The sequence below is a fragment of the Litoreibacter janthinus genome (assembly GCF_900111945.1).
In the GTDB taxonomy this organism is placed as follows: Bacteria; Pseudomonadota; Alphaproteobacteria; order Rhodobacterales; family Rhodobacteraceae; genus Litoreibacter; species Litoreibacter janthinus.
Genome location: NZ_FOYO01000001.1, coordinates 79905 through 102619, shown reverse-complemented (window position 1 = coordinate 102619; position 22715 = coordinate 79905). Strand labels below are relative to the sequence as shown.

General features: G+C 55.2%; 24 protein-coding genes. 6 read left to right on the top strand and 18 right to left on the bottom strand.

All coding sequences use genetic code 11. The annotated features are described in order from the left end of the window. Nucleotides 1-40 precede the first annotated feature (40 nt). The 16 genes from BM352_RS00575 to BM352_RS00500 all read right to left on the bottom strand — a co-directional run bounded on the left by BM352_RS00575 (nt 41) and on the right by BM352_RS00500 (nt 15015). Complete coding sequence (locus BM352_RS00575) at nt 41-1777, bottom strand: SulP family inorganic anion transporter (RefSeq protein ID WP_090211152.1); 1737 nt, start codon at nt 1775-1777, stop codon at nt 41-43. Nucleotides 1778-1836: 59 nt separating this feature from the next. Further along, nucleotides 1837-3507: a bifunctional protein tyrosine phosphatase family protein/NAD(P)/FAD-dependent oxidoreductase gene (locus BM352_RS00570; protein WP_090211151.1), complete on the bottom strand. Its 1671-nt coding sequence runs from the start codon at nt 3505-3507 to the stop codon at nt 1837-1839. Nucleotides 3508-3533: 26 nt separating this feature from the next. Further along, nucleotides 3534-3980 (bottom strand): EF-hand domain-containing protein, encoded by a 447-nt coding sequence (locus BM352_RS00565; protein WP_139229762.1) that lies wholly within the window; start codon nt 3978-3980, stop codon nt 3534-3536. A 25-nt stretch (nt 3981-4005) separates the two neighbouring features. Then, entirely contained in the window at nt 4006-4887 is an 882-nt protein-coding gene (locus tag BM352_RS00560) for an MBL fold metallo-hydrolase (protein WP_090211150.1), read from the bottom strand. A 23-nt stretch (nt 4888-4910) separates the two neighbouring features. Next, nucleotides 4911-5345, bottom strand: a complete 435-nt coding sequence (locus tag BM352_RS00555) for a DUF6691 family protein (RefSeq protein WP_090211149.1) — start codon at nt 5343-5345, stop codon at nt 4911-4913. Between the two features lie 3 nt (nt 5346-5348). Next, nucleotides 5349-5780, bottom strand: a complete 432-nt coding sequence (locus BM352_RS00550) for a YeeE/YedE family protein (protein ID WP_245780881.1) — start codon at nt 5778-5780, stop codon at nt 5349-5351. A 2-nt stretch (nt 5781-5782) separates the two neighbouring features. Then, nucleotides 5783-5995, bottom strand: a complete 213-nt coding sequence (locus tag BM352_RS00545) for a YgaP family membrane protein (RefSeq protein WP_090211147.1) — start codon at nt 5993-5995, stop codon at nt 5783-5785. A 91-nt stretch (nt 5996-6086) separates the two neighbouring features. Then, nucleotides 6087-6764 (bottom strand): Crp/Fnr family transcriptional regulator, encoded by a 678-nt coding sequence (locus BM352_RS00540; RefSeq protein ID WP_090211146.1) that lies wholly within the window; start codon nt 6762-6764, stop codon nt 6087-6089. Between the two features lie 133 nt (nt 6765-6897). Continuing rightward, nucleotides 6898-8346 (bottom strand): mannose-1-phosphate guanylyltransferase/mannose-6-phosphate isomerase, encoded by a 1449-nt coding sequence (locus BM352_RS00535; RefSeq protein WP_090211145.1) that lies wholly within the window; start codon nt 8344-8346, stop codon nt 6898-6900. After that, entirely contained in the window at nt 8346-9518 is a 1173-nt protein-coding gene (locus tag BM352_RS00530; protein WP_090211144.1) for a DegT/DnrJ/EryC1/StrS family aminotransferase, read from the bottom strand. Before BM352_RS00530 ends, BM352_RS00535 begins: the two co-directional genes overlap by 1 nt. Then, nucleotides 9515-10450: a GDP-L-fucose synthase family protein gene (locus BM352_RS00525; RefSeq protein WP_090211143.1), complete on the bottom strand. Its 936-nt coding sequence runs from the start codon at nt 10448-10450 to the stop codon at nt 9515-9517. The genes BM352_RS00530 and BM352_RS00525 overlap by 4 nt, the downstream gene beginning before the upstream one ends. Continuing rightward, entirely contained in the window at nt 10450-11556 is a 1107-nt protein-coding gene (gene gmd / locus BM352_RS00520) for a GDP-mannose 4,6-dehydratase (protein ID WP_090211142.1), read from the bottom strand. Before gmd ends, BM352_RS00525 begins: the two co-directional genes overlap by 1 nt. Nucleotides 11557-11667: 111 nt before the next feature. Then, nucleotides 11668-12927 (bottom strand): TRAP transporter large permease, encoded by a 1260-nt coding sequence (locus tag BM352_RS00515; RefSeq protein WP_090211141.1) that lies wholly within the window; start codon nt 12925-12927, stop codon nt 11668-11670. Further along, on the bottom strand, nt 12924-13454 hold the full coding sequence (locus BM352_RS00510) for a TRAP transporter small permease (RefSeq protein WP_342713283.1): 531 nt from the start codon (nt 13452-13454) through the stop codon (nt 12924-12926). The genes BM352_RS00515 and BM352_RS00510 overlap by 4 nt, the downstream gene beginning before the upstream one ends. Before the next feature lie 15 nt (nt 13455-13469). Next, nucleotides 13470-14450 carry a TRAP transporter substrate-binding protein gene (locus tag BM352_RS00505; RefSeq protein ID WP_090211139.1) on the bottom strand — a complete coding sequence of 327 codons (981 nt, stop codon included), beginning with the start codon at nt 14448-14450 and terminating at the stop codon, nt 13470-13472. A gap of 22 nt (nt 14451-14472) precedes the next feature. Then, nucleotides 14473-15015, bottom strand: coding sequence for a 3-hydroxyanthranilate 3,4-dioxygenase (locus BM352_RS00500; protein ID WP_090219739.1), 543 nt, complete (start codon nt 15013-15015; stop codon nt 14473-14475). 128 nt (nt 15016-15143) lie between these two features. On the opposite strand from BM352_RS00500, the gene BM352_RS00495 reads away from it, so the two are divergent. Further along, on the top strand, nt 15144-15380 hold the full coding sequence (locus BM352_RS00495; protein WP_090211138.1) for an Lrp/AsnC ligand binding domain-containing protein: 237 nt from the start codon (nt 15144-15146) through the stop codon (nt 15378-15380). 1 nt (nt 15381) lies between these two features. On the opposite strand, the gene hemN is transcribed toward BM352_RS00495, so the two are convergent. Continuing rightward, a complete protein-coding gene (hemN, locus tag BM352_RS00490; protein WP_090211137.1) occupies nt 15382-16731 on the bottom strand; it encodes an oxygen-independent coproporphyrinogen III oxidase in 1350 nt (449 codons plus the stop codon). A gap of 70 nt (nt 16732-16801) precedes the next feature. Here hemN and fnrL point away from each other — a divergent pair, with 70 nt between their 5' ends. From fnrL to ccoP, 5 genes are all read left to right on the top strand, one after another. Next, nucleotides 16802-17530 carry a transcriptional regulator FnrL gene (fnrL, locus tag BM352_RS00485; protein WP_090219738.1) on the top strand — a complete coding sequence of 243 codons (729 nt, stop codon included), beginning with the start codon at nt 16802-16804 and terminating at the stop codon, nt 17528-17530. A 188-nt stretch (nt 17531-17718) separates the two neighbouring features. Continuing rightward, the gene (ccoN, locus tag BM352_RS00480) at nt 17719-19323 is read left to right on the top strand and encodes a cytochrome-c oxidase, cbb3-type subunit I (protein ID WP_090211136.1); all 1605 of its coding nucleotides are present in this window, start codon (nt 17719-17721) and stop codon (nt 19321-19323) included. An 11-nt stretch (nt 19324-19334) separates the two neighbouring features. Continuing rightward, complete coding sequence (ccoO, locus tag BM352_RS00475; protein WP_090211135.1) at nt 19335-20093, top strand: cytochrome-c oxidase, cbb3-type subunit II; 759 nt, start codon at nt 19335-19337, stop codon at nt 20091-20093. A gap of 10 nt (nt 20094-20103) precedes the next feature. After that, nucleotides 20104-20313, top strand: a complete 210-nt coding sequence (locus tag BM352_RS00470; protein ID WP_090211134.1) for a cbb3-type cytochrome c oxidase subunit 3 — start codon at nt 20104-20106, stop codon at nt 20311-20313. Continuing rightward, complete coding sequence (ccoP, locus tag BM352_RS00465) at nt 20306-21169, top strand: cytochrome-c oxidase, cbb3-type subunit III (RefSeq protein ID WP_090211133.1); 864 nt, start codon at nt 20306-20308, stop codon at nt 21167-21169. Before BM352_RS00470 ends, ccoP begins: the two co-directional genes overlap by 8 nt. Nucleotides 21170-21341: 172 nt before the next feature. Here the strand turns inward: ccoP and rsgA are convergent, their stop codons facing one another. Next, nucleotides 21342-22418 carry a ribosome small subunit-dependent GTPase A gene (gene rsgA / locus BM352_RS00460; protein ID WP_090211132.1) on the bottom strand — a complete coding sequence of 359 codons (1077 nt, stop codon included), beginning with the start codon at nt 22416-22418 and terminating at the stop codon, nt 21342-21344. Between the last annotated feature and the right edge of the window lie 297 nt (nt 22419-22715).

The window sequence follows — 22715 nt, the reverse complement described above, 5'->3', positions numbered from 1 at the left end:
TTTGGTGAATATGAGGGCGGTTAGTGGCGAGAGGCAAGGATTAACTCGCGGGCAGTTGGTCACAGCTTTCATTCGCCACCTTTGCGGCTTCGAATTGGGTTAAGAAAACTTTCCCTGTAAGTTCTTCAAGGAAGTGGGTCTTCTCCAAGCGATCCATCACTGGACCCTTCACCTCGGATAGATGAAGTTTCACGTTCATCTCTTCGAGGCGATTATTGATTGCTTCAAGTGACTCAAGTGCACTGAAATCGATCTCGTTGATGGCCGAGCATTGCAAGATCACGTGTCGGACATCAGGGTCGGCCGCAACGCGATCCTGAATGCTGTCCTCAAGGAACCTTGCATTTGCGAAGTAGAGGCTTTCGTCGACACGCATGGTGATAACCTTCGGGTCCGTTTTGACCTTGTGCCGTAGAATGTTTCGAAAATGCTCGGTGCCTGGCACAAGTCCGACTTCGGCGATATGCGGGCGTGAGGATTTATAAAGGTGAAGCAGGATCGACAGGCCAACACCAACGGACACACCTGCTTCTACACCAATTCCCAAGGTCAACAGGATAGTCGCCAACACAGCGGCGAAGTCAGCTTTTGAGTACGACCAGCTGCGTTTCAGGATACTGAAATCTACCAAGCTCAGTACTGCGACAATGATGGTCGCAGCTAGTGTGGCCTTCGGCAGGAAAAATATCAAAGGCGTCAAAGCAACTGCCGCAATTGCCAAGCCAACTGCAGTATAGGCACCGGCAGCGGGTGTTTCGGCGCCTGCATCGAAGTTTACAACGGAACGGGAAAAGCCCCCTGTCACAGGGAACCCGCCCGTTAGGGACGCAGCGACGTTGGCAGCGCCTAGGCCGATCAATTCTTGGTCTGGGTCAATACGTTGGCGTTTTTTGGCTGCGAGCGTCTGCGCGACAGAAATAGACTCTACGAAGCCGATGATAGAGATCAGAAAAGCCGGAAGCAGCAACTGACGCACCAAGTCCGTTGAAAAGACAGGGAGTGTGAGTGGGGGCAGGCTTTGTGGCACCTCGCCGACAATCTTCACTCCACGTGCATCTAGGCCAAATGCCCAGACAGCGAATGTGGTTGCCACAACAATTGCGACAGGGCCAGCCTTCGTGGCCACGTCCGCGATCCCAGACCTTACACCTGCGCGTTTGAGCGCGGGTTTCAGCCCTTTGCGCACCCAGAACAGAAAGCCCGTTGCCGAGACGCCGATAATTGCCGTGATCCAGTTGGTTTCCGGCAGGTGTTCGACCAGCGAAATCAAAAGGTCCAGCAGGTTGTGACCTTCTGCGTTGATCCCGAGTATGTGTTTTAACTGGCTGGCTGCAATGATCATACCAGATGCGGTAATGAAGCCTGCGATCACTGGGTGGGACAGAAAATTCGCAACAAAGCCCAAACGGAATAATCCCATCCCAAGCAATATGACGCCTGACATTCCCGCGAGCAACAACGCCGCTGCCGCATAGCCCATGGTTCCCTGCTCCGCGATGTTGCCAAGCGCGGCCGCGGTCATCAGCGAGACAACTGCGACGGGACCTACTGCCAGCGCGCGGCTGGTGCCGAATATTGCGTAAAGAATAATTGGTGCAATTGATGCGTAAAGACCTGCTTCCGGTGGGAGTCCTGCCAACAACGCGTAGGCCAATGACTGTGGGATCAGCATGATTGTGACAATCAACGCGGCAAGTAGGTCATTTGATAAGGTGGTGCGATTGTATTCACGACCCCATGTCGCGATGGGGAGGTACCGTGTCAGGTGGTCACGCATGATTGGGGCTCGTTCGTATAGGTGCCTCCGCCAAGACAGGCGGAGGCTGTTTGCAGTGCTTAGGTCGTGATCTTCTCAGGCTTGGCCATCCATTCGCGCCCGCGAAGCATGGCTTTCCAATAGATCGGCGGAAGCATCTTTTCTTTCAGCAACCATGCGGCACGTGAAGGTTTGGTGCCGTCAATTAAGAACTTAGGGAAACTAGGGAGCATGGTGCCGCCATACCCAAATTCCGCCAGAACGATCTTGCCGCGCTCAACCGTGAGAGGGCACGAGCCGTATCCATTATACTGCGCCACTGGTGCGCGACCGTCCATGTCCGCGACGATGTTCTCGGCGACGATGGGCGCCTGAATACGAGCTGCCGCTGCGGTTTTGGCATTTGGCGCGTTCATGACATCGCCGAGAGACCAGATATTTTCATATGTCTTGTGACGCAGGGTTGATTGATCCACGTCGATCCAGCCCGCCGCATCAGCCAACGGGGACACTCGGATGAAATCAGGCGCGGTCTGCGGTGGGCAGACATGCATCATGTCGAATTCCATCTCCACGCGTTCGACAGGCGTGTCGGGCTTGCTAACGTCGAACCAAGCCTTCTTCGCTGCCCCATCAACAGCTACAAGGTTGTGGAAGAAATTGAGGGTCGCGCCGTATTTCTCGACGTATTTTTCCAAAGCGGGAACGTAGTCCTTAACACCGAACAAGACCCCACCAGCGTTGTTAAACTGGATGTCGATATCCTTCAGAACGCCACGGCGGAACCAGGCATCGCCAGAAAGATACATCGCCTTTTGCGGAGCCCCCGCGCATTTGATCGGCATTGGCGGCTGGGTGAAAATCGCTCGGCCCTCGTTCATATTCTGAACCAGCTCCCACGTGTATGGCGCCAGATCGTAGCGATAGTTTGAGGTCACGCCATTCTTGCCCAAGGTCTCGACAAGGCCCTCAACCCGCTGCCAATCCAACTTGAGGCCAGGGCATACGATCAGTCGCTTGTATTTCACGACACGGCAGCCATCGAGGATGACGGCATCATCCTGCGGCTCGAACGCCGCAACAGCAGCCTTGATCCAATGAACGCCACGCGGGATGAGTGAGCCCATGGTTTTTGCTGTGTCTGGCGCGTCAAAAATCCCGCCGCCGACCATTGTCCAACCGGGTTGGTAGTAGTGAATGTCAGCTGGGTCGATAATTGCGATTTCCAAGCCAGCGCGTCGCGATTGCAGGCTGGAAGCAGCTGCAATCCCTGCGGCGCCAGCACCCACAATCACAACATCGTATGATGCGTCAGCCCTGTCGGTTGGGGTCTTGCCCCCGTTGACGATGCGGCGGACGACGCCGCCCATATCATAGCCAGCGGCTTTGGTTGCTGCCATGATGTCTGCGACGCTCAGGCTCTTGGCTTTGGCAAGCGACCAGAGCGTGGCAGAACGTGTCCCTGTGCGGCAATAGGCCAGTGTCGGCCCTGGTAGCTCGTTTAGTGCATTGCCGAAGTCCAGCGCATCTTCGTCGCTGACCTTGCCCGAAACGATGGGAAGATATCGTGCTTCTAGCCCGAGTTTCTTAGCCGCGGCCGCGATTTCATCGAAGGACGGCTGATCTGCGCCCTCGCCGTCGGGCCGGTTGCATATGATGGAGCGAAACCCCTGATCCTTGACCGCCTGAATATCGTCTGGCGTGATTTGTGGGCAAACTGAGACGCTTGCCGTGAGTGTTTTAGGGTCCATTTCGTGCTTCGCTCCCTTGATGTCGCTTAACGCTTCTTGAAGTCTGCGGCAGTCACAGTTCCGTCGGAGTTCTTATCCAACGCTGCGAGCATAAGCGGGGCTTGGGCCATGAACTCGTCACGTGAGACGACGCCATCCGCGTTGGTGTCATTGACTACCATGTCCATCATTTCGCCGGCGCCTTTGCCGTGACCTTTACCGCCGCCCTGTCCTTGGGCGCCGTCGTTTTGGTGGCTGGCACGGGCTTCGTCGAACAGCTCATACTCCTCAGCGCTTAAAGAGCCGTTGTCGTCCGCGTCGAAGGAGATGAAAACGTTGTCGCGGCGCTCGGTGATTTCGGCCAAGGTGACTGTTCCATCCTCGTTGAGGTCCCAGTTTTCCATGAAGTGCTGACCGGGAATGCCTTGCGCCATCGCAAGTGCGTTGCTTGCGGCCCAGAAAGCCGCAGCCAGCGTGATCGCTGATTTATTCATTTGAGGTGTCCTAACTTTGAGTAACTTAAAGGCCGTTGATCGGAACCTTGAGCATTGGATTGCCGTCTTGGTCGGTCGGGATTTCACCGGCGCGCATGTTCACTTGAAGTGACGGGATGATCAGCTTTGGCATGTCGAGCTGAGCGTCGCGCTCGGTACGGAACTTGATGAACTCCTCCCGCGTTTTGCCGCCACCGACATGTATGTTGTTGGCTTTCTGCTCCGCGACTGTGGTTTCCCATTCGATCGCGCGACCATTGGGGCCGTAGTCGTGACACATGAAAAGCCGCATATCGTCGGGAAGAGACAGAACTTTCTGGATGCTGTCATACAGCTGACCAGCGTCGCCTCCCGGGAAGTCCGCGCGGGCTGAACCGCCATCAGGCATAAACAACGTGTCGCCAGCGAACGCCGCATTGCCCAGAACATGGACCATGCAGGCAGGTGTATGTCCCGGGGTATACATAGCAAACCCCTGCATGTTGCCCACCGAGTAGGTGTCGCCATCCTTGAACAGGGCATCAAATTGGGACCCATCACGCTGAAATTCGGTGCCTTCGTTGAAGACTTTTCCGAAGGTTTCTTGCACAACCATGATCTTTTCGCCGACGCCGATTTTCCCGCCAAGCTTTTCTTGGATGTAGGGCGCAGCGCTAAGGTGGTCGGCATGCACATGGGTCTCGATGATCCAATCCAGCGTCAAGCCTTGGGTTTTGATCTCTTCAATCAATGCGTCGGCATGGTCATAGGTGATGCGACCAGCAGCATAGTCGATATCCATGACGCTATCGATAATCGCGCAATGTGTGCTCGATGGATCGCGCACGATGTAGCTTATGGTGTTGGTTGCTTCGTCAAAATGGGCCGAAATCACTGGTTTAACGTTCATATCCACGGGGTAAGTCATGGGATCGCTCCTTTGGAAGAGTGTTAGGCGGCAGCCGCCTTGGCGGCTGACATGCGCTGAAGCGCTTTCGCGGCAAAGATACCGGCAATAAGCGCAACTGCGAAAATTAGGACTTCAGACCTTCCGGTGCCAATAGCGGGCAATGCGCCGCCTGGGCAGAATCCTGCAATCCCCCAGCCGATGCCGAACAGGGCAGACCCGCCGAGCAATGAGAGATCGAGATCGCTACGTGTGGGAAGCTTGAAGGTGTCTTCCAACGACGGCGCTGGGCGCCGTAGAACGAAACGATATCCGATGAAAGTCACCACTACTGCGCCGCCCATCACGAAAATAAGGCTTGGGTCCCATGTGCCCGCCACGTCGAAGAAATTCAGCACTTTGGCAGGGTTGGCCATGCCGGAAATGGAGATCCCGACACCAAAAACCAGACCGATGAGATAGCTAGCGATCAGGCGCATGTCTTATCCTCCCAATACGTGGCGGATCACGTAAACCGTGATGCCAGTTGTCAGCATGAACATGACGGTCGCCGCGATTGAGCGGGGCGATAAGCGGGCCATGCCGCAAACGCCGTGCCCTGAGGTGCAGCCGGATCCGAAGGTCACGCCAATGCCAACGATGAACCCGCCAATGACGAGCATGGTTGTCGAGATTGGAACTTGGACCGCGGGCATCTGACCGGTGATCGCCAAAACGGCGATGGGGCCGGAGATCATGCCCAGCAGCACCGCCGCGCGCCATGTCCAATCAGACATACTAGACGGTGAGAACAAGCCAGCCAGGATGCCAGTCGCTCCCATGACGCGGCCAAGCGTGGCCATCAACATGACGGAAGCGGCGCCGATAAGAACGCCGCCGCTCAGGGATTGCCAAGGTGTGAATACGGTTTCCACGATTAGACCTTGCAAGTCTTGATGCCGAAGATTGAGTAGAGCGGACATGTGCGTGCCGCAGCAGTTACCAACATCACCACACCTGCAATCAACGAGATCGCTGTGACAATGGTCGAATTGAAGAGCGCCATTCCACTAACAAAAGGTGCTGCGACTAAGACGATGCCCAAGATTAGGCGAAACACACGATCGATTTTGCCAACATTCGTAGCCATAGGTCCGACTCCTTTATAACCTAAGGAGAGACTATAGACCGATCATGCTTCCATCGGTGACAAAGTCACATAAAGCGACAGGGTGTCGAAATTAACTGCGATCCGCGAGATTTTCGAGCTCTGGCCGGTCCAGAATTTTTACCGTCCCGCGTGATTGCTCGACCCAGCCGCGCCGCTGAAATTCCTGAAGTTGCCGTGAAATCACCTCTCGGGCGGTCCCGAGCTCAACGGACAGCTTCTGGTGTGTGGTCGATATCTGATCTTCGCCATTGGACAGTTCGATCAGCTTATGTGCCAATCTTACATCCATACGCTGAAATGCGACCTCGTCGATCATAAGGAACAGGTCCGTTATCCGCTTGGAAAACGCGGCGAATACGAAGTTTCGAAACGACGGGGATTGCGCAACGAGATCATCGAATACCAGCCTTGGCACGGCAGCGGCCTGTACCTCCGACTCCGCAACGCCTTCGGCGGAATAGTCGTCATAGGCAAGCAGGCAAGCCGTAGTAAGAACGCAGCTTTCGCCCGCATTGATCCTGTATAGGACGATTTCGTGCCCGGTTTCCGAGACTTGCTGAACCCGCACTGTCCCGCTCAAGAGGAACAACATGTTCTCCGGAGACTTACCCGGACCAAAAATAATGGACTTCTCCGGCATCGAGACGACAGTGCTGCGCTGAACAAGAAGCTTTTTGGTTGTGGGTTCCAGCCGTGAGAGGCCGGGGAATCGCTCAACCCACTGCGTGTTCAAAACGTCTGAGTTCATTATACCTCCTCAGGCACTGCGAAGTGCCTTTGGCACCTGTTTCTGGTTTCGCACAGATAACATCGCTTGTCTGCCAATGCTGAGACTAAGCCAATCCTGTAAAGGTCAAAGATGGTATGTGCCCCGCGAACGCTTACCCTTTGGCTCCTTGACCTCGGGCATAAATGTCTTCGTAACGTATGATGTCGTCCTCGCCGAGATAGCTGCCAGTTTGAACTTCGATCAATACCATCGGCACATCTTTCGGGTTTTCCATCCGGTGAACGGCACCTAGGGGAATGTAGACGGACTGGTTTTCTTCAACCAGTTTCACCTCTTCGTCGATGGTCACCTTTGCTGTGCCTTCGACAACGATCCAATGCTCCGCGCGATGCTTGTGGCTTTGCAAGGACAGCGCCGCACCGGGGTTTACAACGATGCGTTTGACCTGAAAGCGGGTGCCTGTGCCCAAGCTTTCGAACCAGCCCCACGGCCGATAGTCACGCGGAAGCGTCTCAGCCTGCACTGCGTTTTGCTCTTTCAATGCAGCGACTGCAATCTTGACGTCTTGTGCGCGATCCTTGTGTGCGACTAAAACTGCATCAGGCATGGCGACGGCGATGATGTCGTCTAACCCGATCCCAACCAATGCTTGTTTGCCATCTTCGGCGCGGAGCAGCGTATTTTTACATTCGATCGCAGTAGCCGTGCCGCTGGTAACGACGCCATTCGCATCCGGCCCGGTTTCCCGCCAGACGGCTTCCCAGCCGCCAAGATCCGACCATGCACCGCTGTATGGCATAACGCTAAGGTTCTCGGCCTTCTCCATGACAGCATAGTCGATTGAGTCTGAGGCCAGCGCTGCCCACGGCTTTTCAGCGAGCCTCGTAAACCCGATATCGTTTTCTGCATCGCTTACAGCTGCGCGAACGCCTTCCAACATGTCCGGTGCATGGGCCTCGAAGGCCTTGATCATCGTTGTGGTGGAAAACAAGAAGATGCCTGCGTTCCACAGGTGTTTGCCACCCTCTAACATTGTCTGCGCAGTCTTGGCGTCGGGTTTCTCCACAAAGGCCTTGAGTTGTTGAGCCAGGGCGTCCGTCTGTTCGGAAAGCGCTGTCGTCAGTTCCAGCCACCCATAGCCGGTTTCTGCTCTGTCGGGTTGGATACCAAACGTCACCAACTGCCCATTAAGGGCCGCTGGTATCGCTGCCGCCACAACGTCGCAGAACTGCTTCGCGTCGGGGATAACGTGGTCAGACGGGGCAACAAGCATTAGGGCGCCAGGGTCACGCGCTTCCAGTGTGAGTGCTCCCGCCAGAATTGCCGGAGCGGTATTGCGCCCTTCAGGTTCGATTATGATTGCATCAGGCGCTAAGCCGACTGCAGCAAGCTGCTCCTTAACGATGAAGCGAAAATCAGAACCTGTGACGATCATTGGCGCAGCAAAAGCGTCATTCGCCATGCGTCGAGCGGAGGCTTGAAACAGACTTTCTTCACCAGTCAATTGTGCGAATTGCTTAGGATAGCTTTTCCGCGAAAGCGGCCAAAGCCGAGTGCCAGAGCCCCCACACAACAAGAGCGGATGAATCAAATTACTCATTAAACTGTCACCTCTGCCAGAACATCAAACGCATCTTGGATCGGATAGTGGTGGTTCCCGATAAACAAACCGTTTTGGTCAATGTAGTCGGCATTTGCCAGTTGCTGGTGAACTTCGTAGTCGAAGTATTTCAGAACTTCGTTCTTGGCAAAGTTGCCCGTCACGATTGGCCGACACTCGAAGCCAGCGTCGGTCAGCGCCGAGATCGCTTGTTTGCGCGACACGTTCGCGCTTTCCTTCATCACCAAGCTGAAACCAAACCAACTGCTTTGTCCAGTTTCTTTCTGGATCGTAAACAGGGGATGGTTCTGCATTTTCTGCTGGAAGGCCGCGGCATTGCTGCGCCGCCCGTCGATCAGCGAAGGCAACTTTAGCAATTGCGCCTGTCCAAGCGCGCCTGACATTTCCAGTGGTCTGAGGTTGTATCCTGGAAGAACAAACTTGAACGATTCCTCGAAAGGATCATCGCTTTTCGTCCCCGTCAAAGTGTTCTCTTTGGGAAGGTTTCGTGTCCAGCCATGCGCGCGGAGGGAAAGCATGATGTGGTAAAGTGCTTCGTCGTCGGTGACTACGAGGCCGCCTTCCATGGTCGAGATGTGGTGCGAGAAGAAAGACGAGAAACTTCCCATCACTCCGAAGGTGCCGGCTTGTTTGCCGTTGAAGGTTGCACCCATCGACTCGCAATTGTCTTCAATCATGACAATCCCTCGGCCAGCAATGATGCTGTTGATCCGGTCAAAGTCGTTCGGATTGCCAAGCAAGTTCACCACCATCAGTGCGCGTGTCTTGTCGGTCACGGCATCGGCCAAAGCCTCAAGGTCGTAGTTCAAGGTTTCAGCGTCTATATCGACGAATTTCAGCTTCAAGCCGTATTGCTGAAGCGGGAAGTATGTCGTGCTCCAAGAGACTGCAGGAACAATCACCTCGTCCCCTGCCTTCAGGCTCAGCTCTGGGTTCTGCGAATAGAATAACGCGGCGACCATAAGCAGGTTGGCGGATGAGCCCGAGTTGACCATTACAGCATAGCTTGAACCGAAATGTTTCGCGAACTGGCGCTCAAAGGTTTCGACCTCGCTGCCCATGGAGTAGCGATCCGATGCGATTACGCGCTGCAACGCATCTTGTTCGGCTTGGTCCCAAGACGACGTTGCGAGCGGAAATTTAAAGCTCATGATGCGTGGTTCTCCAGAAAATAGTCGTAGGTTTTGGTAATTCCATCCGTAAGCGATGTTGACGCGGTCCATCCCCATGCGGTGGCTTTTTCGGTCGAGCAAAGTTTTTGCTTCATACCAACTGGCTTGGACAAATCATGCGTGAAAGTTCCGTGCCATCCCAGAACATCAGCTACGGTTTGATAGTAATCATTGATTGAATGGTCATGCCCTAGCCCCGTGTTCATCAGATCAGGAAGGGATGACATCTGTGCCGCAGCAGCAAGAATGGCGCTCGCTAGATCGCCCGCATACATGAATTCGCGTCGCGCTGTGCCATCGCCCCAAATCTCCACTTTGCCGGCGCCACTTTGCTTTGCGTCGTGAACCTTGCGAATGATCGCAGGGAGCAAGTGGGATTTTTCGGGATGAAAGTTGTCGTGAGGGCCGTAGAGATTGCAGGGGATGAGTGTCTTGTATTGCATCTCGGGTCGCTGGCGGCGGATATACTCACACAGACGGAGGGCTGCAATTTTGGCGATCGCATAGCCTTCGTTGGTTGGCTCTAGCTCGCCAGTGAGAACCATGTCTTCCCGCAGCGGGTTGTCCGCAGCTCGTGGGTAGATGCAGGTCGACGCCAGGTTCAGAAACTCCGGCACCCTTGCTTCATATGCGCCCATGATCAGGTTTCGCCCGATCGCAAGGTTCTTGTCCAGAAACCCTACAGGATCTGCCATATTTGCCTGAATGCCGCCGACTTTGCCCGCAGCATGAATAATCAAGTCTGGCTTGGTGTCCTGCAGATAGGCCTGAACGTCGTTGGCTTTGGCCAGATCAAGCGTTTTGCTGGACGGATGGTCAATGTTCAGGTGCGGGGCAGCTTCTAGAAGGTTTTGCCCAACCATACCGCCACCACCCGTCAGCAGAATCCGCTTTGCTTTTAGCTGCGCCATCAGGCTTTTTGCTCCGCCTCATGGGCTTTCAATACCACCATCCGACGCGCGGCTTTGAGATCCTCTGCGACCATTTCGGCGCACATTTCTTGGGTTGTGATTTCTGGTGACCAGCCAAGTTCCCGTTTTGCTTTGGTCGGGTCTCCAAGCAACGTTTCGACTTCGGCCGGGCGGAAGTAACGAGGGTCGATGCGCAAAACCACGTCGCCAGGTTTCAAAGCTGGCGCTTTGTCGCCGGTGATGGAGTCGACAATGGCCACTTCTTCAACATCGCTGCCTTCGAAGCGCAGGGCTATCCCAAGGTGTTCTGCCGCCCAAAGAATGAACTGACGAACGGAATACTGTTTCCCAGTCGCAATAACGAAGTCGTCTGGCTTGTCCTGCTGCAGCATCATCCACTGCATCCGAACGTAGTCTTTGGCGTGGCCCCAATCACGCAGGGCATCAATGTTGCCCATGTAAAGACAGTCTTCCAAGCCCTGCGCGATATTCGCCAAGCCGCGGGTGATCTTGCGCGTCACAAAGGTTTCGCCTCGGCGCGGGCTTTCGTGATTAAACAAGATGCCATTGCAGGCGTACATTCCATACGCTTCGCGATAGTTCACTGTAATCCAGTAGGCATACATCTTCGCAACTGCGTAAGGGCTTCGCGGATGGAAAGGCGTTGTCTCGGTTTGCGGCGTCTCTTGCACGAGGCCGTAAAGCTCCGAGGTTGATGCCTGATAGAATCGAGTTTTCTTTTCAAGCCCGAGGAAGCGAATAGCCTCAAGAAGGCGTAGCGCACCCATGGCATCGACGTCGGCCGTATACTCTGGAGACTCAAAGCTTACCGCGACATGCGATTGCGCACCTAGATTATAGACTTCGTCAGGCTGGACCTCGGACAGAATACGCGTGAGGTTGGAGCTGTCGGTGAGGTCCCCGTAATGCAGCATAAACCGCGCGTTATCGAGATGAGGATCTTGGTAGATATGATCTACGCGCTGGGTGTTGAATGACGAAGCGCGGCGCTTGATGCCGTGCACTTCGTAGCCCTTGTCGAGCAGAAACTCCGCCAAATAGGAGCCGTCCTGTCCGGTTACGCCGGTTATTAGGGCCTTTTTCACTATGTTATTCCCTGTGCCTATTACGACTTCGGTCTTGCCATAGCAGCGCGGTGAAATCCAGCAATGTCAGCGCAATTCTGTCGGCGCACCTGTGCGTCTGTTAATCGGTTGCTATAGCAAAGCCGTGGAAAGCCACGGTACATAACTGAGCAGGATAAGGACGCCTGTGACTGCCAGCAGGAACGGCCAAAGGGCGCGTAAGATTTGTCCAGCCGAAGCGCCTGACATTGCGGATGCAATGTAGAGACCAACCCCAACAGGAGGGGTAAGCAGTCCCAGCACCAAGTTGAGGCTCATGACGACACCAAAATGGAACGGGTCAATGTTGTAGTCGTTCATTGCGATCGGCAAAAGAATTGGTGTCACGAGGATGAGCGCGGCAATGCCATCAATCAGCATTCCAACGATCAGAAGGGCGAGGTTGACGATCAGCAGGAACGTGAATGGGTCTGACGTTATAGTTGTGATTAATGCCGCGAGTTTTTGCGGCAAGGCTTCGTAAATAATCACCCAGCCAAAGACATTCGCCGCAGCGATCATGAAAATGACCATGGAGGCGTTACGCGCTGTTCTCGCGAAAAGAAGGCCTAGTTTCAACGGATTGATTTCGCCGTAAACCAGCCAGCCTATGAGAAACGCTACCATTGATGCAACGGCTGCGGATTCGGTGGGGGTGGCGATCCCGAACAGGATGCCGCCGATGATTGCTGCGGGGATCAATGCGGCAGGTAAGCAGGCGAGCAAGGCCGACCGGGCTTCTTTAAAGCTCATCCAAGTGCCTTTGGGCATAGGTTTGAAAAGCCCGATGAGTGTGATGACGGCGAAAAAGACTGCTACCAAAATAAGGCCTGGGATGATGCCCGCCAAAAACATGTCCCCGATAGGGATCTGAGCGAGTACACCGTAAATCACGAAGAGCATCGAAGGGGGGATGACGGGGGCCAACAAACCGCCCGCAGCCGTCGTCGCGGCAGCAAATCCCTTGTCGTAGCCCTCGGCCTCCATCGCAGGGACCATCGCGCGGCTCATGACGGCGATCTGTGAAGCGGCGGAGCCGATAATTGCGGCCATGAACATGTTGGCCAGTAGGTTGATATAAGCGAGCCCTCCGCGAAAGCCGCCTACAAAGACACGCGCCGCGTTGATCAGGCGGCTGGTCATTCCACCTTCGTTCATTAACTCGCCCGTAAGCATGAAGAGGGGGATGGCGAGCAAGCCGTAATTTTCCACACCCGAGAACAACTGCTGCATGAAGCTGTCGAACAAAACAGTGTTGCCGCTTTCAGAGATATACCAGATCGAGGTCAAAATCAGGACAAGCGCGATTGGCACTGCGCCAAATAGCAAGGCAACGAAGACGATTGGCGTCATGTATGGGCCACCGGTTCTAGTTCAGGTGCAGGCGAAAACAGATTGGCGACTGCGTGAAGCAATGTGCCAATGACAAACAAGCCCAACACTGACCACACCCAGATTTTCCGCACACCCAAGGTGGTCGTCGGCTCCGCGTAGACGAAGTTGAAGGTTTCGCCTTGGAAGGCTTCTAGGTTGAAGCCCGCACGAAGTAGGTCAACCGGCAACAGCCAGCGCCACGAAAAGTATAGCAACGATATCGCAAAAACCAAAACGCACAGATCGACCACGCGGCCCAGTATCTTCTGCCCTTTGGCGCCTAGTAAGCCCTGAACCAGCGTTACAGAGACGGCGCTACGTTCGTGCAAAGCAGCTGACGCAGCCAAAAAACACATCCAAACCATCGCATAGATGGCCGCCTCGTCGACCCAATAGATCGAGGCATTGAACGCTCGGGTCACGACGTTCAACAGGATCAACGCGGTGACCAGCACTGCGCAGAAAGAGGCGAGGGCAATCTCAGCCCTCGCCCAAGCTTTGGACACCCTTGCAAGCATCAATTATTCAACGCTGGCTGCTGCTTCTCGGATCGCGCCCAGTTTCGTGGACTTCTCGCTCCACTTGGCTTCCCACGCTGCTGCCGCATCGCCGAAGAAGTCCGGGCCGACGGTTTTGTACGTTTTGCCGGTGCCTTCGACCTGCTTCATCCATTCAGGATCTTTCGCGACATATGTGTCGATGACGCCCTCGAGCTGCTCTTGCATCAGGCTGGTTATCGATGCGCGATCTTCCTCGGAGAGATCCTTCCAGACTCGTGCAGATACCAGACCAACCATCGGGAACATCATATGGTTGGAGGCCACCACAGTGTCGGCATGTTCATAATACTTGAGAAGCCAGATCAGTTCGGCATCCATGTCGATTGCATCAACCTGACCGTTTGCCAGCGCGTCGTAGACCGCAGGCAGCGGCATGGGAGTAGGTGCGGCGTCCAACGCGTTGTAGAAATCCAGAATGGGCTCAAACGGCGTTATGCGAAGTTTCATGCCTTTCAAGTCGGCTGCAGAATTGACTTCGCCGCGCGAAACGATCTGCCGCAAACCTGCCATGCCATAGCCGATACCGACGACGCCAGCCTTGGCGGGAAGTTGGCCCAGCATGTCAGTCGCAGCGTCTGTGCGCAAAATACGACCCGCATGGGCGATATCTTTGGCCAGGAACGGCGCGTAGAAGGCGCCAAAATCTGGCGCACGGTTAGAGACCTCTGCAACGGTCATAAAGGCCATGTCTAAAGCACCGGTTTGCAGTTGCTGAAGCATTTGCGCTTCGTTGCCCAGTTGGCGCGACGGGAAAACGGTCACCGAATGTTTCCCGCCAGACGCATCTTTGAGAGCGGCGCCGAAATTCTCGGCAGCCTTTGTCCAAATATGCGGAGGCGGGGTGATCAGTCCCAAACGGAAATCATTTGCGAGTGTGGCCGTGGCGCTGAGTGCGAGCGCCGCTAGACTGGTGGTGAGGCCTTTAAAGAAGGCTTTCGACATTTTGGTTCTCCCTGTTGAATTTTTAAAGTTGGACCCAGCCTTCTGGCGGCTCCTTGCCCGGATGTACGGTTTGGCAGTTCGGGCAGGTTCGCAGATCTTTGTCGGAGTAAAATTTTGCGTAGACCGGGGGCAGATCGTCTACGATCGACTTCAACGCAAGCTCCGCGCGGTGCACACGCGTTCCGCATTCGAAGCAATACCATTCGATTGCGTCCAAAGCCCCTTTCGGCCGCTTTGGTTCGATGACAAGCCCGACGGAGCCTTCTTGCGGTCGTTGAGGGGAGTGGCGCACATGTGGCGGTAGCAAAAACACGTCGCCTTGGCGGATGGGCACGTCGTAAAACTCTTCTCCGTCATAGAGCTTCAGAAGCATGTCGCCTTCCAGTTGATAGAAGAACTCTTCAACGGGATCGTCGTGATAGTCGGTGCGCTTGTTGGGGCCGCCGACGACGGTCACCATCAGGTCGGCATGCTCGAACACCATTTTGTTCCCAACCGGGGGTTTCAGCAGGTGGCGGTGTTCGTCGATCCACGCTTTGAAGTTGAAAGCACTTAGTTTTCCCATGTTCATTGTCCCCCAGACCAGTGAGGTGAATGAAACGGTGCATTGACCCGCCTGTCAACTCAACCGGCGACTTTCCTCTACTGCGAAGGCGTGTCAAAGTGCACGAGCAATCAGCAAGGGAGGCCCAAATGAATTGCGTTTTTGTCCAGATCAGATGCAAGCCGGGTCAAGGCTACAAGGTAGCCGAAGAGATTGTGCTTAGAGAATTCCACTCGGAACTCTACTCTACCTCCGGCGCGTTCGACTTGCTTTTGAAGGTCTATGTGCCCGAAGGCGAAGATATTGGGCAGTTTATCAACGACAACCTGCTCAGTATCCCCGCGATCGAGAGGACATTGACCACGCTCACCTTCAAGGCGTTTTAATCTAGATCGCCAAGGAGTGGCGATTGGATGCAGTTTGGTACGCGTCCAAGTCCATAGCCATGAGGCGGGACAAGGCGGGCTCAGACAGGCTTAGAGATTGGGCCGTAATTGTGGACACATCCGCGTAAGACTTGTGCAAGTCCTTGGCGAAATTCACGACTTCGTCGATCTCTGCACCTGTTGTTTGCGCAACATCTTTAAAGTCGATTGCGAAGCGGCACATCAGATCCTCGATCAACTGGGCGCGAAGCGTGTCGTCAGCGCTCATCGCGTGCCCGCGCGTCGTCGCGAGCTTGCCCGATGCTATAGCGGTTGCATATTCGCCTGTCCCGGGTGCGTTCTGGGCGTAGCCGTTCGGGAAGCGCGATATTGAGGACGCGCCGACGCCGATCAAAACTTCAGATTGGTCATCGGTGTAACCTTGGAAGTTGCGCCGCAGCGTGCCGTTCAGGGATGCGTTCAACAAGCCGTCGCCTGCTCGGGCGAAGTGGTCGATGCCGACTGCGTCATAGCCAGCCGCGCCAAACAGCTGAGAGGCCATATGGAACAAGGCGTAACGCGTCGGCCCGTCCGGGAGGTGGTCCTCCGGTATTAGCACTTGCCGTTTTGCGGCCCAAGGGACGTGGGCATACCCGTAAAGGGCCAGCCGGTCCGGAGACAAATCCAATGTCTTTGCCACCGTGTCAGTCAGGCTGTCAGCTGTTTGGAATGGCAGTCCGTATAGGATGTCCAGATTGAGATTCTTCGCCCCAGCTTCGCGCAAGGCCTGAGCGGCCCATTTGGTTTCGTCAAAGCTCTGAATTCGGCCGATTGCGGATTGCACGTGCGGATCAAAATCCTGAATTCCGAGGCTCGCGCGGGTCAATCCCGCTTCGCTTAAGGCGGCGATCTTGTCCGCATCGATCAAGGTTGGATCGATCTCAACCGAAAACTCCGAGCCTTCACTGAGTGGGAAGTAGCGGTCAATCTCGGCCGCCAGTTCGCGGATCATGGCGGGCGGCAAAATGGTTGGTGTCCCGCCACCCCAGTGCAAGCGACCGAGTTTGACGCCAGTAGGCAAGCTATTTGCGATCATCGCCAGTTCGGCTTTGAGCATGTCGAGATAACCGCGCAACGGCGCGTCGGTTTGGGTCCCTTGAGTGCGGCAGGCGCAGAACCAGCAGAGCCTACGACAAAATGGAATGTGCACATAAAGTGACACCTTCGCGTTTTCATCGACCTGCTCCAGCCAATCGGCCATCGTTTCGGGCCCGATTTCTTTGTTGAAATGCGGAGCGGTCGGGTAACTTGTGTACCTTGGCGCTCTGGACGTGAATAAGCCGTAGCGGCGGAGAGTTTCATGCTGTGTCATACTGGCCTAAATGCTTCACAAGATCAGTGTAAACCTTGATCCTGATCAAGTTCTCCATCATGTAGGTTTTATGACCCAGATTGATCTGACTTCGAAAACTTGCAGCAATTGCCCGATACGCCCTCGGGCAATTTGTTCTCGGTGCACAGATGATGAGTTGGTCGAGCTTGATAAGATCAAGTATTACAAGACTTATCCTGCTGGTGCCTCTGTTGTGCTGATGGGCGATCCTATGACTTTTGTGGCGTCGGTTGTGACTGGCGTGGCGTCGTTGTCGCGATCCATGGTCGACGGGCGTATGCAAATGGTTGGTCTGCTATTGCCATCGGATTTTATCGGTCGTCCTGGGCGGGAAACGGCGTCGTTCGATGTGACTGCTGTGTCGGAGCTGACGCTTTGTCATTTCCACAAACGGCCTTTCGAACGCGTCACCCAAACGACGCCGCACGTTCAAGAGCGTTTGGTCGAGATCGCGCTGGATGAATTGGACGCTGCGCGCGAATGGATGCTTTTGTTGGGCCGCAAGACAGCCCGAGAAAAGATTGCAAGTTTCCTGTTAATCTGCGCGCGCCGCCTTGGTCGAAGGGAAGGCGAGAAGCTGCTATTGGATCTTCCTCTGACACGGGACGCGATGTCAGACTATCTTGGCTTGACGATTGAGACTGTGAGCCGTCAGATGGCCGCCCTGAAGCGGGACGGCGTTCTGGTTCTTGATGGCACTCGGAAGGTAACCATACCCGACCTCAACCGTCTTCTTGACGAAGCGGGCGACGACAGCGACGGTGCGACCCTGCCGTAAGGCCGTAAATTTTCTGCACTTGCAAAAGAAATCCGGCGCGAAGCTATAAAAACCACTTCACTTCGACCCGCATTGGGTGCCTTTTGACATATATCAAGGCCCCACCTCTTTATATTCGGCATTTGCAGCCATGCTGAGGTTGGGGATTCCCTAATTAATCGGCCAGGATTGAACGGAACGGGTGAAAAATGCTTAATTATATCAAGCTAATACTGTTGGGGGGCGTCATATTGTTTGCCGCCCTTGCAGCGAACTGGGCGCATGACTTGGCTTACCAAGTTCACGCGCTTTTGATTCTTGTGGTGGGGATCGTCATGTTTGTTTGGGTGCTTCGGCACACGGACGAGCCGGTCGCCGTCACAGCTGGGGATGAAGCGGGCTACATGGATGGCCCCGTGCGCTTCGGGATTGTCGCAACAGCCTTTTGGGGTGTCGTCGGGTTTCTTGTAGGCACGTTTATCGCATTCCAATTAGCGTTTCCCGTTCTGAACTTCGATTGGGCCCAGCCCTTCGCCAACTTCGGGCGTCTTCGTCCGCTGCACACGTCCGCGGTTATTTTTGCATTCGGTGGTAACGCGCTGATCGCAACGTCGTTCTATATCGTGCAACGCACATCCGCGCAGCGGCTGTGGGGCGGCAATCTCGCTTGGTTCGTGTTTTGGGGCTACAACCTTTTCATCGTTCTGGCTGCAACCGGCTACCTGCTTGGTGCGACGCAATCCAAAGAATATGCTGAGCCTGAATGGTATGTGGACATCTGGCTGACAGTCGTTTGGGTTGCATATCTGGCCGTGTTCATGGGCACTATTCTGACCCGAAAAGAACGTCACATCTATGTGGCCAACTGGTTCTTCCTGTCGTTCATTGTGACTGTCGCGATGCTGCACTTGGTCAACAACCTGTCCATTCCGGTGTCGATCTGGGGTTCCAAATCGGTTCAGGTCTTCTCGGGCGTGCAAGATGCCATGACGCAGTGGTGGTATGGCCACAACGCAGTGGGCTTCTTCCTGACAGCAGGCTTCCTTGGCATGATGTACTACTTCGTACCCAAGCAAGCAGGTCGTCCGGTTTACTCTTACAAATTGTCGATCATCCACTTTTGGGCGCTGATCTTCCTTTATATCTGGGCCGGCCCTCACCACCTGCACTACACCGCGTTGCCTGACTGGGCCTCGACGCTTGGTATGGTCTTCTCGATCGTACTGTGGATGCCGTCTTGGGGTGGTATGATTAACGGTCTGATGACGCTGCAAGGCGCATGGGACAAGTTGCGCACCGACCCGATCATTCGCTTGATGGTGGCCTCGCTTGCCTTTTACGGCATGTCCACCTTCGAGGGCCCGATGATGTCGATCCGTGCAGTCAACTCGCTGTCGCACTACACTGACTGGACTATTGGTCACGTGCACTCCGGAGCTCTTGGCTGGAACGGCATGATCACTTTCGCTGCGATCTACTTCCTGACACCAAAACTCTGGGGACGTGAGAAGATGTATTCAATCTCGGCCATCAACACGCACTTTTGGTTGGCTACGATCGGCATCGTGCTCTACGCGTCGTCGATGTGGGTCAGCGGGATCATGGAAGGCCTGATGTGGCGTGAAGTCGACAGCCAAGGCTTCTTGGTGAACAGCTTCGCTGACACCGTATCTGCCAAGTATCCAATGTATGTGGTTCGCGGTCTGGGTGGGGTCCTTTACCTCGCTGGGGGGCTGATCATGGTCTGGAATATGTGGATGACCATCCGCGGTGGCGCCTCTGTGCAAGCCCCCGTCGGTGTGGCTGCTGAATAAGGAGCGGATGAATGACATCTGAACAAACAAACCCGAAGAAGCGCCGCACCTTTCTCGAACGCCACGCCACCTTGGAGCGGAACGGCACCTTGCTGTTGGTTGCATCCTTGCTGGTCGTGAGTGTCGGCGGCATCGTTGAGATCGCACCATTGTTCTACCTTGAGAACACCATCGAGGATGTTGAGGGCATGCGCCCTTACTCTCCATTGGAACTCGCGGGTCGTGACATCTATGTGCGGGAGGGCTGCTATGTCTGCCACTCGCAGATGATCCGTCCGATGCGCGACGAGGTGGAGCGGTATGGCCACTACTCACTGGCTGCGGAGTCGCAATATGACCACCCGTTCCAGTGGGGGTCGAAGCGGACAGGGCCAGATTTGGCCCGCGTCGGCGGCCGGTACTCTGACGAATGGCATGTTGATCACCTCACAGACCCGCAATCCGTCGTGCCTGAATCGGTGATGCCCAAGTATGCATTCCTGTCAGACACGATGATCGACGGGAAGTATATCCAGGCGACGATGGAAACCCACCGCTTTGTGGGCGTGCCTTACTCGGACGAGATGATCGAAACCGCTCAGGCAGACTTCCTTGCTCAATCCGACCCGGAAGCTGACTGGGACGCGCTACTAGAGCGTTATCCCGGAGCGCAAACACGTAACTTCGACGGTGCGGCCGGCGTGTCTGAAATGGACGCATTGGTGGCTTATCTTCAAATGCTCGGCACGCTGGTAGATTTCTCTACCTTCACGCCAGACGCATCACGCTAGGGAGGGAATGATGGATACCTATTCCTTCATGCGCCAATTGGCAGACAGCTGGGTGCTGCTCGCCATGTTCGCGTTCTTCTTTGGCGTGATTTTCTGGGCGTTTCGCCCGGGATCTCGCGCCGTGCATGACGAAATCAGCCAAACACCGTTTCGCAACGAAGATCACCCCGCTGCGGACGTTGAGGATGCTGCTACACTGAAAGGCCAAAACAATGGATGAGCCAAGATTTGACGAGGCCACAAAGACCTACACGACAGGTCACAGCTATGACGGCATCGAAGAGCTGAACACGCCGCTACCACGTTGGTGGCTCTGGACGCTTTATATCACGATCGTTTGGGCGGTGATCTACTCGATCGCCTATCCGGCTTGGCCGCTGGTCTCCTCCGCAACAGCTGGCTTTCTTGGGTTCTCCACTCGTGCTCAGGTGGCCGAAGAGATCGCCCGCGTAGAGAACGCCAATTCCGAGCTGAACACCCAATTGGCCGCAATTGACCTGACAACGCTGAAAGACAACGCGCCGTTGCAGCAATATGCGGTTTCGGCAGGTGCTTCGGTCTTCGCCAACAACTGTTCCCAATGTCACGGTTCCGGCGCAGCTGGTGCGGTGGGATATCCTAACCTGCTGGACGATGACTGGCTTTGGGGCGGCGACATCAATGCGATCGCAGTGACTGTGCGCCACGGCATTCGGAACGAGCAAGACGAAGACGCCCGTTATTCTGAAATGCCAGCGTTTGGTGAGCAGTTGGAGAAAGAAGAGATCGCATCCTTGGTGGCTTATGTTCAGTCCTTGTCTGGGCTGGACCACGACACCGCTTTGATTGAGCAAGGCACTGAGTTGTTTATGGACAACTGCACGGCTTGCCACGGCGACGAAGGCCGCGGTGACCGCGAGCAGGGCGCGCCGAACTTGACAGACTCTGTTTGGCTCTACGGCAGCTCTGATGCTGTCCTGACAGAGACAATCGCGAACGCGCGCTTTGGGGTTATGCCGCCTTGGTCGCCACGTTTGTCTGATGCTCAAATCAATGCGGTTGCTGCCTATGTGCACCAAAAAGGTGGTGGCGAGTAACGCGCCCAAGCAATTCATGCGCTGCTCGGTAGAAATCCTGTCGTTGCGCATGAAATCCCGCCCCTGAGCCTCCTGTTCGCGCATTCGGCTTAGGGCGCGGGACACTTACAATTAAGCCCGCTCGGCATCTGCAGAGCGGGCTTTTTCATGCCATTTCAGTCCTCGTCGGAGGCTACTTCTTTTTCTTGCTCTGCGCGTTGCGGACTGCTTTTCCGAAAGCTTTATCCTTCGACCGACGCTCGGCAATCGTCGCGGAGTTGTGCTCGTCCTCCAAGACCAACTTTTGCCAACGGGCTAACCGTGCGGTGTCAATCTCGCCGCGTTCGACCGCGGCCAAGATGGCGCATCCAGGTTCGACGGTATGCTTGCAGTCGTTGAATTTGCAGCGGGTCCCAAGCTCATCGAGGTCGAAGAACATCTCGGCCAGACCGGACGCCGCATCGGTGAGTTGCAGCTCCCGCATGCCGGGCGTGTCCAGAACAGCGCAGCCGGTCGACAAAAAGTAAAGCTGCCGCCGCGTGGTTGTGTGACGGCCTCTGGCATCGTCCTCGCGAACATCTTGTGTGGCGATGCTGGTGTCACCCGCGAGCGAATTGGTCAGTGTCGATTTTCCAACACCTGACGACCCAAGGAAAGCGACGGTTTGCCCAGGCTTGCACCAGTCAGCCAGCTTCGAGTGCGGCTCGTCACTTTTGGCATTAAGAGCAACGACGGGCACAAGCGGAGAAATTGCTTCGGCCTGCTCGATGTAATGTTCTGCATTATCAGACGTATCAACCTTGGTGAGAATGATGACGGGGGTCACATCAGCCTCAAACGAAAGGGCTATAAATCGTTCAAGTCGCGCGACGTTGAAATCATCATTGCAGGACGACACGATGAACGCAGTGTCCAAGTTGGCAGCAATCAACTGGACACCCAGCGTTTTACCGGGCGCGCGGCGCTTGATAACGCTTTTGCGCTCCAGCACTTCGCTTGCAGATGGAAGCTCTCTGTTCAGAAGTAGCCAATCTCCGACTGTCGCTTCCGGACCGTGAGGGATGTGCATGTCAATACCGTCTCCGCGTGCCTGCAACCCGTTGCGGTGCACTTCGGTGACACGCAGCGGCGGCGTCTCTTGCAACTGTTCGATACTTACTTGCTGCGCGAAAAACGGCTGCCAGCCAAGTGCGACCAAGGGGGCGAGCGGGGATGCCGGGGGCGCGTGTTCTGATGTGGTAGGGAGAAACTTTGAATAGTCCCGTGTCATGGATATTTGCTTTCATGTGCCACCTGCCGGCGACGCCTCGCGATGCGCTGGAGTGTAATGGAATGCGTACGCACGCACGCTGAAGCCTACAGTCAGCTGCGATGCTTGCGATTGGGCTACATTTCATCGGGAACTTGCGCGTTCCCCACTTTAACGGGACATAAAATCTCCATGCTGACAGCGGTAGTTTAGCACGCTCTCGAGGCACAATCTAGCGGCGCATGGTTTCAGATCGCGCGCTCACGTTTCGCTTGACTCGCAAGCGCGTCAGGGTGTGACACTCCGTCATACGATATA

What these genes read in the sequence shown, in the direction of transcription:
- BM352_RS00575 (WP_090211152.1), bottom strand. Translation starts at nt 1,777, where the DNA reads ATGCGTGACCACCTGACACGGTACCTCCCCATCGCGACATGGGGTCGT.
- BM352_RS00570 (WP_090211151.1), bottom strand. Translation starts at nt 3,507, where the DNA reads ATGGACCCTAAAACACTCACGGCAAGCGTCTCAGTTTGCCCACAAATC.
- BM352_RS00565 (WP_139229762.1), bottom strand. Translation starts at nt 3,980, where the DNA reads ATGAATAAATCAGCGATCACGCTGGCTGCGGCTTTCTGGGCCGCAAGC.
- BM352_RS00560 (WP_090211150.1), bottom strand. Translation starts at nt 4,887, where the DNA reads ATGACTTACCCCGTGGATATGAACGTTAAACCAGTGATTTCGGCCCAT.
- BM352_RS00555 (WP_090211149.1), bottom strand. Translation starts at nt 5,345, where the DNA reads ATGCGCCTGATCGCTAGCTATCTCATCGGTCTGGTTTTTGGTGTCGGG.
- BM352_RS00545 (WP_090211147.1), bottom strand. Translation starts at nt 5,995, where the DNA reads ATGGCTACGAATGTTGGCAAAATCGATCGTGTGTTTCGCCTAATCTTG.
- BM352_RS00540 (WP_090211146.1), bottom strand. Translation starts at nt 6,764, where the DNA reads ATGAACTCAGACGTTTTGAACACGCAGTGGGTTGAGCGATTCCCCGGC.
- BM352_RS00535 (WP_090211145.1), bottom strand. Translation starts at nt 8,346, where the DNA reads ATGAGTAATTTGATTCATCCGCTCTTGTTGTGTGGGGGCTCTGGCACT.
- BM352_RS00530 (WP_090211144.1), bottom strand. Translation starts at nt 9,518, where the DNA reads ATGAGCTTTAAATTTCCGCTCGCAACGTCGTCTTGGGACCAAGCCGAA.
- BM352_RS00525 (WP_090211143.1), bottom strand. Translation starts at nt 10,450, where the DNA reads ATGGCGCAGCTAAAAGCAAAGCGGATTCTGCTGACGGGTGGTGGCGGT.
- BM352_RS00515 (WP_090211141.1), bottom strand. Translation starts at nt 12,927, where the DNA reads ATGACGCCAATCGTCTTCGTTGCCTTGCTATTTGGCGCAGTGCCAATC.
- BM352_RS00505 (WP_090211139.1), bottom strand. Translation starts at nt 14,450, where the DNA reads ATGTCGAAAGCCTTCTTTAAAGGCCTCACCACCAGTCTAGCGGCGCTC.
- BM352_RS00500 (WP_090219739.1), bottom strand. Translation starts at nt 15,015, where the DNA reads ATGGGAAAACTAAGTGCTTTCAACTTCAAAGCGTGGATCGACGAACAC.
- BM352_RS00495 (WP_090211138.1), top strand. Translation starts at nt 15,144, where the DNA reads ATGAATTGCGTTTTTGTCCAGATCAGATGCAAGCCGGGTCAAGGCTAC.
- hemN (WP_090211137.1), bottom strand. Translation starts at nt 16,731, where the DNA reads ATGACACAGCATGAAACTCTCCGCCGCTACGGCTTATTCACGTCCAGA.
- fnrL (WP_090219738.1), top strand. Translation starts at nt 16,802, where the DNA reads ATGACCCAGATTGATCTGACTTCGAAAACTTGCAGCAATTGCCCGATA.
- ccoN (WP_090211136.1), top strand. Translation starts at nt 17,719, where the DNA reads ATGCTTAATTATATCAAGCTAATACTGTTGGGGGGCGTCATATTGTTT.
- ccoO (WP_090211135.1), top strand. Translation starts at nt 19,335, where the DNA reads ATGACATCTGAACAAACAAACCCGAAGAAGCGCCGCACCTTTCTCGAA.
- BM352_RS00470 (WP_090211134.1), top strand. Translation starts at nt 20,104, where the DNA reads ATGGATACCTATTCCTTCATGCGCCAATTGGCAGACAGCTGGGTGCTG.
- ccoP (WP_090211133.1), top strand. Translation starts at nt 20,306, where the DNA reads ATGGATGAGCCAAGATTTGACGAGGCCACAAAGACCTACACGACAGGT.
- rsgA (WP_090211132.1), bottom strand. Translation starts at nt 22,418, where the DNA reads ATGACACGGGACTATTCAAAGTTTCTCCCTACCACATCAGAACACGCG.